The 11,732-nt window shown below is 46.6% G+C and carries 10 protein-coding genes; 3 read left to right on the forward strand and 7 right to left on the reverse strand.

The features are described from left to right. Window positions 1-12 precede the first annotated feature (12 nt). The 5 genes from sufB to sufC are packed head-to-tail and all read right to left on the reverse strand — an operon-like array spanning window position 13 to window position 5,203. Window positions 13-1,419 (reverse strand): Fe-S cluster assembly protein SufB, encoded by a 1,407-nt coding sequence (sufB, locus tag MMY95_RS04265; protein WP_003640267.1) that lies wholly within the window; start codon window positions 1,417-1,419, stop codon window positions 13-15. Then, window positions 1,416-1,883, reverse strand: coding sequence for a Fe-S cluster assembly sulfur transfer protein SufU (gene sufU, locus MMY95_RS04270; protein WP_003640266.1), 468 nt, complete (start codon window positions 1,881-1,883; stop codon window positions 1,416-1,418). Before sufU ends, sufB begins: the two co-directional genes overlap by 4 nt. Further along, window positions 1,870-3,108, reverse strand: a complete 1,239-nt coding sequence (locus MMY95_RS04275; RefSeq protein ID WP_053267641.1) for a cysteine desulfurase — start codon at window positions 3,106-3,108, stop codon at window positions 1,870-1,872. Before MMY95_RS04275 ends, sufU begins: the two co-directional genes overlap by 14 nt. Next, entirely contained in the window at window positions 3,092-4,393 is a 1,302-nt protein-coding gene (sufD, locus tag MMY95_RS04280) for a Fe-S cluster assembly protein SufD (protein WP_241277515.1), read from the reverse strand. Before sufD ends, MMY95_RS04275 begins: the two co-directional genes overlap by 17 nt. A gap of 12 nt (window positions 4,394-4,405) precedes the next feature. Beyond that, on the reverse strand, window positions 4,406-5,203 hold the full coding sequence (sufC, locus tag MMY95_RS04285) for a Fe-S cluster assembly ATPase SufC (protein WP_003640263.1): 798 nt from the start codon (window positions 5,201-5,203) through the stop codon (window positions 4,406-4,408). A 255-nt stretch (window positions 5,204-5,458) separates the two neighbouring features. Here sufC and MMY95_RS04290 point away from each other — a divergent pair, with 255 nt between their 5' ends. Genes MMY95_RS04290 through MMY95_RS04300 form a run of 3 tightly spaced genes read left to right on the forward strand, consistent with a single transcriptional unit; the run spans window position 5,459 to window position 7,854 of the window. Beyond that, complete coding sequence (locus tag MMY95_RS04290) at window positions 5,459-5,683, forward strand: FeoA family protein (protein WP_003640262.1); 225 nt, start codon at window positions 5,459-5,461, stop codon at window positions 5,681-5,683. 1 nt (window position 5,684) lies between these two features. Continuing rightward, on the forward strand, window positions 5,685-7,673 hold the full coding sequence (feoB, locus tag MMY95_RS04295) for a ferrous iron transport protein B (protein ID WP_104795667.1): 1,989 nt from the start codon (window positions 5,685-5,687) through the stop codon (window positions 7,671-7,673). Window positions 7,674-7,689: 16 nt separating this feature from the next. Then, window positions 7,690-7,854, forward strand: a complete 165-nt coding sequence (locus MMY95_RS04300) for a FeoB-associated Cys-rich membrane protein (protein ID WP_003640260.1) — start codon at window positions 7,690-7,692, stop codon at window positions 7,852-7,854. Between the two features lie 288 nt (window positions 7,855-8,142). Here the strand turns inward: MMY95_RS04300 and murC are convergent, their stop codons facing one another. Both murC and MMY95_RS04310 read right to left on the reverse strand, forming a co-directional pair. Further along, complete coding sequence (gene murC / locus MMY95_RS04305; protein WP_202861350.1) at window positions 8,143-9,453, reverse strand: UDP-N-acetylmuramate--L-alanine ligase; 1,311 nt, start codon at window positions 9,451-9,453, stop codon at window positions 8,143-8,145. Between the two features lie 62 nt (window positions 9,454-9,515). Then, window positions 9,516-11,732: DNA translocase FtsK (locus MMY95_RS04310; RefSeq protein WP_241277516.1), on the reverse strand; the 2,217-nt coding region annotated here is incomplete at its 5' end.

The raw sequence follows: 11,732 nt of genomic DNA on the forward strand, positions 1-11,732 counted from the left end.
CTTGACCCCTTACTACCCGATTGAACCTTCCATCTCAAAGCTGATTAACCGGTTTAATTCAACAGCATATTCCATCGGTAATTGCTTCGTAAATGGTTCTACGAATCCCATGATAATCATTTCGGTTGCCTTAGCTTCTGAAATTCCTCGGCTCATCAAGTAGTAGAGCTGTTCTTCTGATATTTTGGACACCTTAGCTTCGTGTTCCATCGCGACGTTAGCACTGTCGATTTCATTATACGGAATCGTGTTGGAAGACGACTGGTCATCCATGATGATCGTATCACACTCAACATGCGCTTTGGAACCGTCTGAATGCTTGGCAAAACGCACGGTTCCACGGTAATCAGTCGCACCACCAGTCTTAGCGATGGACTTCGAAACAATCGAACTGGAGGTATTCTTAGCATTATGAATCATCCGAGCACCAGAATCTTGGTGGATGCCATTGCTGGCAACCGCGATCGATAACATGGTCCCGCGGGCACCTTCCCCATTCAAATAAACGCTTGGGTACTTCATCGTAACCTTCGAACCTAAATTCCCATCGACCCATTCCATCGTGGCATTTTCGGCCGCTGCAGCTCGCTTAGTTTCCAGGCTATAAACATTGTCAGACCAGTTTTGAATCGTTGTATAACGGCAGTAAGCGTTGGGCTCAACATTGACTTCAACAACGGCCGCGTGCAAACTATCTGAAGAATAATTAGGGGCCGTACACCCTTCGACATAGTCGACACTGGCACCATCTTCCACGATAATCAAAGTCCGCTCAAACTGACCCGAGTTTTCAGCATTTAACCGGAAATATGACTGAATTGGCGTCTTCGTCTGGACACCCTTAGGCACATAAATGAAGGACCCACCTGACCAGACCGCCGCGTTTAAAGCCGCAAACTTGTTATCGGTTGGTTTGACGAGTTTCCCAAACCACTTCTTGAACAGTTCTGGATAATCGTGAAGCGCCGTATCGGTATCGGTAAAAATAATACCTAACTTTTCAAAATCTTTACGCATATTGTGATAAACGACTTCAGATTCATACTGCGCCGATGAACCGGCTAAGTATTTCCGTTCAGCTTCAGGCACACCTAACCGGTCGAACGTCCGCTTCAAGTCAGCTGGGACTTCTTTCCAGTCACGGAACTTTTTATCGGTCATCTTCTGATAATACAGCATGTCCTTCAAGTCGAGTTTCGTGAGATCCGGGCCAAACTTAGGCATCGGCATCTTTAAATACTCATGATAGGCATTTAACCGATAATCCAACATCCATTGTGGCTCATGTTTTGCCGCGGAAATTTCGCGCACCGTGGCTTCCGTTAATCCTCGCCCAGTTGAATATGCTGGTTTGACATCGTCATGAAATCCATATTCATAATCACGGTCATTTTTGACCACGTCAGGTACTTCACTCATACTTCTGATTCCTCCTCATTGCCATTTTCAGCAAGCAATGCCCGTTGCAAAGCCCACCAAGCTAGCGTGGCACATTTGATTCGTGCCGGAAATTGCATAATATTCGATAAAATTGCGGCGTCTTCTAAGGCATCCATATCGGCCTGCGGGTGTTGCTTGCCAATCGCCATATCCGAAAATGTCTTAGCCATTGCCAATGCCTGTTCTTTCGACTTACCCATCACCGCATCCGTCATCATACTGGCCGATGCTTGACTGATGGTACAGCCCTCACCCGTAAATCCAATATCTTCGATTTGATCATGCGCATCCAATTGAATAGCCAAATTGATGACGTCGCCACAAGTTGGATTTTTCAACGTAATGGCATGTGTTGCGTTTGGCAACGCATTTTTATGATGCGGATGATCACCATGATCTAAAATCACTTCGCGATATAAGCCACTTAATTTAGACAGTCCCATGTTCGAAAAACTCCTTTGTTGCTTGGAGTGACGTTAATAATTGATCAGCGTCCGCTTGTGTATTGTAAATGTAAAAACTAGCCCGTGCAGTTGCTACTAAGCCGAGCGCTGCCATCAGGGGTTGTGCACAGTGATGACCCGCGCGAACGGCGACACCTTCCATATCCAACGCGGTAGCCGCGTCGTGCGGGTGCAAACCGTCGATATTAAAGGCGATGACGCCCGTATGATGTTGGGGATCTTGGGGACCGTAGACCGTGACACCAGGCATTGCAATCAACTTAGGCAATAAGTAATTGACTAATTGCTGTTCGTGTTGCTGAACTTGATCCATACCGAGTTGCGTCAAATAATCAACCGCCGCGCCCAAGCCGATCGCACCGGCAATGTTCTGAGTGCCCGCTTCAAACTTCCACGGTAGTTCCGCCCAGGTACTGTCATCACGGTGAACAAAGCCAATCATCTCACCACCAAATTGATACGGTGGCATCGTAGCTAATAAATTCTCACGACCATATAGAACGCCAATGCCGGTTGGTCCCAGCATTTTATGCCCCGAAAATGCGTAAAAATCAACATCGAGTGCCTGGACATCGACCGGCATATGAGGGGCTGCTTGCGCCCCATCCGCAATCATCAGGGCACCGTGTTGATGCGCCAATCGTGCTAACGCCTTGATTGGATTGACCGTTCCCAATACATTACTAGCATGGGTCACTGAAACGATTTTTGTTCGATCCGTAATCTTGTTGGCAGCATCGGCCATGTCCAATTCACCAGTCGCCGTTAACTCAATATATTTCAAGGTGGCGTGCTTACGCAATGCTAACTGTTGCCACGGAATTAAATTACTATGGTGCTCCATAATGGAAATGACGATCTCATCACCCGCTTGAATATTGGCTTCGCCATAAGTACTGGCAATCAGATTGAGACTATCCGTCGTCCCTTTGGTGAAGACGATTTCATCCGTTTTTGCAGCATTGATGAACCGTTGCACCTTGGCGCGCGCAGCTTCGTATTGACTAGTGGCCCGCTCTGCTAAGGTGTGCACACCGCGATGAACATTGGCATTATCGTGTTGATAAAAGTGAACGAGCGCATCCACGACTTGGTTGGGGCGCTGCGCAGTCGCCGCATTATCCAGGTAGACAAGTCGTTCATCATTCACTTGTTGGTTTAGAATGGGAAAATCTGACCGTAACGACTCAAAATTGGATGCCATCTTCAAGCTTCCTTTCAATCGTGTTCGTTAAGCGAGTCCGGACAGTCTTCGATGGGATCGCACCAATCACGGTACTTAAGAAGCCCCGAATAACCAACCGTTGGGCCTGTGGTTTATCAATCCCGCGACTCATCAAATAGTACATTTGATTTTGATCAATTTGACCAACACTTGCTGCATGTCCAGCTAACACGTCATTTTCATCGATCAATAGAATCGGGTTCGCGTCACCATGGGCATCATCAGACATCATCAAAACCCGATTTTCCTGTTCAGCATGTGCACCGGAGGCCCCGTGAATAATGTGACCGATTCCGTTAAAAATCAGGTTAGACTTTTCCATAATGACCCCACGTTGTACGATATTGCCGTCAGTCTTCTTACCACGGTTAGTGACCCGCGTATTAACACAGACATCCTGGGCCTTGGTCGTCACTGTGATGACCTTGGCATCGGATTTGGCGCCCTCACCGATCAGTTCCGAGTCAAAGTCCCCGAAAGTGTTACCGTTATTCATCATCCCGATAGCCCAATCGACTTTGGCTCCCCGACTGATCGCGGCCCGCCGATTCAAATAAGCAGTCGTGTTGGCCCCGAGTTCATCGAACGCTGAAAAATGCACTTCACTGTCAGCCCGTGCCAAAATTTCTACAACACAGTTGGCGATATTATCGACGTCATCCTTCGTTGTCAGGTGCTGAGTTACTGCGAAATGACTGTCTTGTTCAGCCACAATCAAGACGTGACTAATTAACGGTTGCACTCGGGTACTATCCTGAATCGTGGTGATCTCAATTGGTTCTTTGACAGTAACCCCTTTAGGAACATATAGGAAGACCCCGGCGTTCAAAAACGCGGTATGGTAGCTGGTCAACCGGTCCTCGTCAGTTTTGACGACTTTGCCCATAAAATGTTTTTCAGTTAGCTGTGGATGTTCGCGAAAAGCCGTGAACATATCGGTCAAAATGACACCCTGATCATCTAGTTCATCAGGCAAATTGACGGTCACCGTTGTCTGCCCAACTTGTACGATTTGGATATGACCAGCTTCGGCCGTTACATCAGTTGCTAAAGTTCGATCCGAACGACTGAACTTTAGTGGTTGGTCGGTGGGCGTCAGTGGCCAGTCGCGAATACTAAAGCGATCAGCTTTGGGAACCGCTAGGCCTTGCATCGCATCTAAAGCCGCTAAACGGCGTTCAACGAGCCAGTGCGGTTCACCATGTTCGTTAGCAGCCGCAGCTAGCGTTGTTTTGATAGTTTCATAATCAGCAGTTGCTTCCATTACTGCCACCCCCTAATCTTCGTCATCAACAAGTTTGACATCAATGTTCAAATCGTCACGTAAACCAGCATAACCTTCTTTTTCAAGGGTCTTTGCTAAGTCGGCGTTACCAGTCTTCACGATTCGACCACCCATCATCACGTGAACGACATCGGGCACAATGTAGTTTAACAGCCGTTGATAATGCGTGATAATCAATGAGCCGAAATTATCGCCCCGCATCGAATTAACACCCTTAGAAACCACTTGTAACGCATCGATATCAAGCCCGGAATCAATTTCGTCTAATAAGGCGAATGATGGCTTGATCATCAATAATTGCAAAATTTCGTTACGCTTCTTTTCACCACCGGAGAAACCTTCGTTTAGGTAACGTTCCGTCATGGATTCGCTCATATTAAGTAGTGCCAAGTTCTTGTCGAGTTCTTTAAGAAAGGCCATCACTGAGATTTGATCATCAGCTGGTCGACGTGCGTTCATTGCTGCCCGTAAAAATTCAGCGTTGGTGACCCCTTGAATTTCAGCTGGATACTGCATGCCGAGGAAGAGTCCCTTACGTGCACGTTCATCAACTGGCATGTTTACGATACTTTCGCCGTTCAACAAGATATCACCCTGAGTAACGTGATAAGCCGGTTGGCCCATAATAGTTTGTGATAAAGTGGACTTACCAGTCCCATTTGGTCCCATAATGGCATGAATTTCACCAGTTTTCATAGATAAATTGACGCCTTTTAAAATCTCACGAGACTTTTTTTGCTCATCATCCGTCACTTCAACGTGTAAATCTTTAACTTCCAAGGTTGCCATTTAAATCATCCTCCAACAATTGAATTTATTACCCAAGCCGTTATTCCTTCCGTATATAATGATTAGTCAACGGCTTCAACAAAAATAGCGTAACATCGGCCTTTTTGTATTCTATACTTAGAGTATAACCGTTTTCATTTCAAAAGAAAATAAGGCTTTTCCCCATATTAATAAAAGCCCTTTCATGCTATGATGTAGGTATAATATTTTTGATGAATTATTCACTATTGGAATATTCAGAAAGGACTGAGCCTTATGCTAAGTCAATCCGTTACTAATACATCACAATTACATATTCAACAATTCACAGGTTTGGATAATCAGACCGTTCAACGATTGCACAGCTTAGGGCTACATGTCGGCAGTCCGCTGGCCGTTGTCCGCTACTATCCGTTTCACGGACCAGTAATTGTTCAGATTGATCAACAACGGATTGGGATTCGGTACACCGTATTTCAAACGTTGATTGGAGGCCATTAAGATGACGACGGTTGCATTGCTCGGAAATCCCAATACTGGTAAGACCACGCTATTCAATGAACTGACGGATAAATACGCGTACGTCGGTAACTGGACCGGCGTGACCGTTGAGAAGAAGATGGGCCGGATTCGGTACTCTGAAGTTGAAATGGTCGATTTACCCGGAGTCTATTCACTTAATCCAATCACCAAAGATGAAGCAGTCGTCACCAACTATCTGCTACATAACCACCCTGATCTAATTCTGAACGTGACCAACGCGAGTCAGCTCAAGCGTAACTTACTACTGTCGATCGAAGTGTTGGAATTTGGCGCACCGGTGATTATCGCACTCAACATGATTGATGACCTCAAACGGACGGGCCATTATTATGATTTTGACACGCTAGCTGAACAACTTGGTTGTCAGATCAAAGCGACTAACGCCCGCAATAAAGAAGGGCTGCATCAACTACGCGAAGACTTATTGGCAGGTCCCCATCCGGCCGCGACACCGCTCAAACTCAACTATCCTTTCATGATTGAGCAAGCCATTCGTCAGGCTAGCCAACAGCTCATCAAAAAATTTGATTTGACAGCAGACTTCGCACGGTGGCTGACGATTCAATTTATTAATCAAAATAAGCCAATTCGAGCCTACGCGAAACACATGGGATTGACACCACTCACTAGTCAAGTCGCTTATTACGACGCTCAAAAATTCGACGAGCAGATCTTCCAAACCCGACTAGATTTTATTGAGCAAACCTTAGCCAGCGCTAGTCAAAACTTGGCAAGCACCAGCCACGTCGAGATGACTGCTAAAATCGACAAGTGGGTCACCAATCCGTTCTTAGGGCTACCCGTCTTCGTGGGAATCTTCTACTTGATGTTCAAATTATCCTTTGATTGGGTCGGCACGCCCCTGTCAGATTTGTTAGATAACTTCGTCTCCGGACCACTATCCACCACCGTGAGTCACTGGTTGACCATGGCTGGAGCCATCCCGGTCTTGCGCTCACTGATTGTTAACGGCCTAATTGCAGGGGTCGGTGGCGTGCTCGTCTTTATTCCCCAAATTTTTGTCTTGTTTGCCTGTATTTCAATCTTGGAAGATTCAGGTTACATGGCACGAGCAGCACTAGTTACGGACCGCTTGATGCAGATGATTGGACTCAACGGGAAGGCATTTATCCCCCTAATTATTGGATTTGGATGCAACGTCACTGGTATTATGGCCGCCCGGACAATTGAACAACCTAAAGAACGCTTAATTACAACGCTGATTTCCCCATTTATGAGTTGCTCCGCCCGTCTGCCAATCTACAGCCTATTTGTGGCCGCTTTTTTCCCGAAAAATCAGGCCCTAATTGTCTTGTCGATTTACTTTCTTGGCATTGCGGTCGCCCTCGGTATGGCTAAATTTTATCAACTGATTTTCAACGTCGATGATAGTTCCGTCTTCATCGTTGAGTTACCACAGTATCATATTCCCCGGGCTGACATTATTTGGCGTGGCACCTGGGATAAGGGTAAAGGGTTCATCAAAAAGGCAGGTACTATCATTTTTGCCGGTACGGTCTTGATTTGGTTACTTTCCTCATTCGGCACTAGCGGCTTAGTCAGCGACATCGACAACAGCTTTGCCGCGACACTTGGCAAAACACTATTACCGCTGTTCGCGCCACTCGGTGTGACTGCTTGGCAAGTTATCTCAGCCCTCTTTACTGGGATTCTAGCCAAAGAAGTCATCAGCTCTAGTATGATGGTAATGTTCCACAGCGCAAATCAGGCCGGCTTGATTGCCATGATGGGGCGCTTTTTCACACCGTTATCCGCATACGCGATGCTCGTCTTCATCTTGCTATATGTCCCGTGCTTCGCCACGATTGGGACCATCAAGTCCGAGACTGGATCGACCAAGTGGGCTGTTTACGCCGTCTGCTCGAGTTTGGTCATTGCTTACACCTTGGCCTTCGTCATTTACCAAGTTGGTCAATTATTTATCTGAAAGGAGTTTGATTCACATGGCATTATTCGTTAATTTCTTAATTATCGCACTAATTATTGGGGCTGCTGGCTATCAGATTTATCGCGTGGTCAAACGTGCTAAAAAGGGCAAATGTGCGGCCTGCGACTATGATTGTGAAGCTAAGAAAATGTTAAACAAAGCCCAGAAGCAACAAAACTAAGACTACTGCACCTGCCTCACTAACCACGTGTTTAATCCCTAGAAATCATACACACTAATAAAACACCAATGACGGAGATTCTAGTGAATTATCCTCATTGGTGCTTTATTTATCGACTGCATAAGTTCCATTAAAACTTGTAAGGTCAAAATAGGTCGCACAACTGTTGTCTAGCAATAATCTAACATCTCTCATAGGGTTTCATCTTGGATGCTAACGCCGGTTTACGCTAAATCAATTTAAAGACAGACTAAAAAAGCGGCCCTGCTGGGGCCGCTTTTTTAAAAATTATTTCATTTGGTCTTCATAAATTTTTTCGTACTTTTGAATGTCACCAGCACCCATAAAGACAGCGACGGCATTGTGGTAAGCCGTTAAAGCAGACATGTCATCGGTCGTGATAATTTCACCACCATTGGGTAACTTAGTAGCTAAGTCTTTGGAGGAAACATCACCAGATTTTTCACGGGCAGAACTGAAGATATTGGTCAAAAAGACGTGATCTGCCTTGCTTAAGCTGGCTGCAAAGCCATCCATCAATGCTTTCGTCCGTGAGAACGTATGTGGTTGGAATACGGCCAAGATTTCCTTATCCGGATACTTTTGGCGTGCAGCATCCAATGTTGCTTTAATTTCTGATGGATGATGTGCGTAGTCGTCGATCATGACCATATCGCCAACTTGATGTTCTGAGAAACGTCGTTTAACTCCACTAAAGTCGAGGAGTTCCCGCCGAATTTCGTCAAAGTTCACCTTTTCAAAGTAAGAAACCGCAATGACAGCCGTGCTGTTTAAGACATTGTGTTCACCAAACAATGGGATTTCAAATTCCCCTAACGATTCATCGTGATACTTCACTTCAAATGAAGACCCCTTAGTCGTTCGTTTGATATTAACCGCTTGAAAGTCGTCACGGTCATTCGTCCCGTAATAGTAAATTGGGGTATCAACATCGAGGTGTCGTAAACTTTCATCGTCACCCCAAGCAAAGATGCCCTTCTTCACTTGATTGCCAAATTGTTGGAAAGCGGATTGAACGTCAGCTAAATCCTTGTAGTAATCAGGATGGTCAAAGTCAACGTTCGTCATGATGGCATAATCGGGATGGTAAGCAACGAAGTGCCGCCGATATTCATCCGCTTCAAAAACGAAGAAACGCGCGTTAGGGGTGCCTTTACCGGTCCCATCACCAATCAAGTAACTGGTGGGAGCGATATGACTCAAAACGTGGGACAACAAACCAGTTGTCGACGTCTTCCCGTGAGTCCCGGCCACACCAATACTCGTGAAGCCTTCCATTAATTTTCCAAGAAATTCATGATAGCGATAAACGGGCAACCCCATTTCACGCGCCTTTTTGATTTCAGGATGGTCATCAGTAAATGAGTTCCCCGCAATCACTGTGAGGCCTTCGCGAATGTTATCTTCGGAAAACGGTAGCATCTTAATGCCAGCTGCAGCTAGACCTTTTTGCGTAAACGTATATTGTTCAATATCTGAGCCTTCAACTTGGTAACCCTTGTCATGTAAAATCAAGGCTAGTGAGCTCATCCCAGAGCCCTTGATCCCAACAAAATAATAAACCGTTGCTTTATCCATTATGCTAATAATCTCCCATATTCACAATTCATCAATCATGAGGTGAATCGCTTTATTTTTAATTATGAATTGGCTTGTAATTTAGTTAAATCTGCCGCTGTGAAATAAACATCTCGTGGTTTGGAACCCTTAGCTGCTGAAACGTAGCCGCGACTTTCCAAATCATCAATAATATTGGCCGCCCGATTATAGCCAATCGAGAAGTTTCGTTGCAACTTCGATGTCGACATGGTATCTTCATCAGCAATGTAAGCCAATGCTTCAGGCATCAAGTCATCTTCATTGCGTGCTGCTTCCTCGTGCTTCACTAGGCTGTCTGGTTGAAATTCATAGTGCGGTGCTGCCTGATCACGGACAAACTGAGTGATACTGTCGATCTCACTGTCCACGAACGTCCCCTGCAACCGAATCGGTGCGGGTTGACCGTTGCCAAGATACAACATATCACCGCGTCCCAACAGACGTTCCGCCCCACTCGCGTCCAGAATCGTCCGCGAATCGATCTGGCTGGCAACCATGAAGGCCACCCGCGTTGGGATATTATTCTTGATCAAACCAGTGACCACATCAACACTTGGCCGCTGAGTCGCAACTAATAAATGAATCCCTGCCGCACGGGCTTTCTGGGTGATTCGGGCAATGTAATCCTGGACCTCACTAGAAGCAACCATCATCAAATCAGCTAATTCGTCGATTACAATCACGATATACGGCATTTTTAGAGCCGGCTCGTCATGTTCGTCGGCCAGTTTGTTGAATTGCTCAATGTTCCGGGCACCACCAGCGGCAAGTTTATCATACCGGTTGTCCATTTCATCAACGACCCATTTCAGCGCTGCCGAAGCGGCTTTGGGTTCTGAAATCACGGGTGCTAATAAATGTGGAATCTCGTTGTATGGTGCTAGTTCTACGGCCTTCGGATCAATTAACAACAATTTAACTTGTTGTGGGTTCGCTTTGTACAGAATCGAAACCAAGATACTATTGATGAAGACTGATTTTCCAGAACCCGTAGCCCCCGCAATCAAACCGTGCGGCATCTTCCGCAGGTCAGTGACTTGTGGTTGCCCGAATAAATCGACACCGAGTGCGACCGTCAATGGTGACTTACTGTCGCGGAATTTGTCAGAATCTAAAACTTCAGACAGCATCACCGGCCGCGATTTCGCATTTGGAATTTCAATCCCAATCGTATTACGGCCAGGGATCGGCGCTTCAATTCGAATATCTTTTGCAGCCAAGGCCAATTTCAAATCATCATTTAAGTTGGTAATCTTGCTGACCTTGACGCCACGAGCAGGTTTTACTTGGAACTGAGTCACGGTTGGTCCAATCGTCCAATCGACAACGTTGGCATTGACACCAAATGCGTCCAGAGATTCATCTAACGCACTGGCCTTCTGCTCGATCCAATCATCCATCTCAGATTCATTGGCCACGATCGGTGCTTTCAACAGATTCAGCGGTGGCAAATGATAAGCCGCTAATTCTTTATCCTCAAGGACGGGGGCCGCTGAACCGCCACTATGAACTAACTCAGGTTGTGAAGCCACTGCAGATGTCTCTGACAAAGCGGGACTAGTTGTAACTGCAGAAGTAGCCGCCTGTGACGGTGCCATAGTCACACTAGTCGCTTCCCCACTTTCTTGTGAAGGGACCGTGGATGATGCCACAACGCTGACTGGCGTGGCCGTTGCCGACGTCACAGCAGGACTTGTGCTAGTTGGCCGCATGCCAACCGGTTGATAAGGTTCTTCGTTAACGTGTGAACGAGTCTGCGCAGTACTTGACTGTGGTGCTGCAGAAGCCGCCGTTGTTGGCTGATCCTTAAATAACGCTAAGTCCGCCTGGGCATCGTGCTCAGCGGTCATAATATCCCCTAAGGATAGTCCTAGCCCATGTGCTGACTTGGGTGTCGCACTAGTCGCAGCAGATTCTATTTTATCATGATCAGCAGCCGCATTAACAGTTGCAGCAGATTCAGCAAGCGCGGGATCAGTTGGTTCAAACACTTCTGTCGGCCCTGCCGATACTGCCAAACTTACCGCGCTAGGCGCATTTATGGCGGCCGCCGACGCTGCTAAACTTGGGTCAGTGGGCTCAAATACTTCCGTGGGGCCTGCCGATACTGCCGAGCTTACCGCGCTAGGCGCATTTATGGCGGCCGCCGACGCTGCTAAGCTTGGGTCAGTGGGCTCAAATACTTCCGTGGGGCCTACCGATATTGCCGAACTTACCGCGCTAGGCGCATTTATGGCGGCTGCCGACGATGCTAAACT

The sequence above is a fragment of the Lactiplantibacillus sp. ME-2 genome (genome assembly GCF_022549155.1).
GTDB classification, from domain to species: domain Bacteria; phylum Bacillota; class Bacilli; order Lactobacillales; family Lactobacillaceae; genus Lactiplantibacillus; species Lactiplantibacillus plantarum.

Excerpts from the sequence above, each read along its gene's own strand:
- murC (WP_202861350.1), bottom strand. The coding sequence starts at position 9,453 with ATGGATAAAGCAACGGTTTATTATTTTGTTGGGATCAAGGGCTCTGGG.
- MMY95_RS04275 (WP_053267641.1), bottom strand. The coding sequence starts at position 3,108 with ATGGCATCCAATTTTGAGTCGTTACGGTCAGATTTTCCCATTCTAAAC.
- sufD (WP_241277515.1), bottom strand. The coding sequence starts at position 4,393 with ATGGAAGCAACTGCTGATTATGAAACTATCAAAACAACGCTAGCTGCG.
- sufB (WP_003640267.1), bottom strand. The coding sequence starts at position 1,419 with ATGAGTGAAGTACCTGACGTGGTCAAAAATGACCGTGATTATGAATAT.
- sufC (WP_003640263.1), bottom strand. The coding sequence starts at position 5,203 with ATGGCAACCTTGGAAGTTAAAGATTTACACGTTGAAGTGACGGATGAT.
- feoB (WP_104795667.1), top strand. The coding sequence starts at position 5,685 with ATGACGACGGTTGCATTGCTCGGAAATCCCAATACTGGTAAGACCACG.
- sufU (WP_003640266.1), bottom strand. The coding sequence starts at position 1,883 with ATGGGACTGTCTAAATTAAGTGGCTTATATCGCGAAGTGATTTTAGAT.
- MMY95_RS04290 (WP_003640262.1), top strand. The coding sequence starts at position 5,459 with ATGCTAAGTCAATCCGTTACTAATACATCACAATTACATATTCAACAA.
- MMY95_RS04300 (WP_003640260.1), top strand. The coding sequence starts at position 7,690 with ATGGCATTATTCGTTAATTTCTTAATTATCGCACTAATTATTGGGGCT.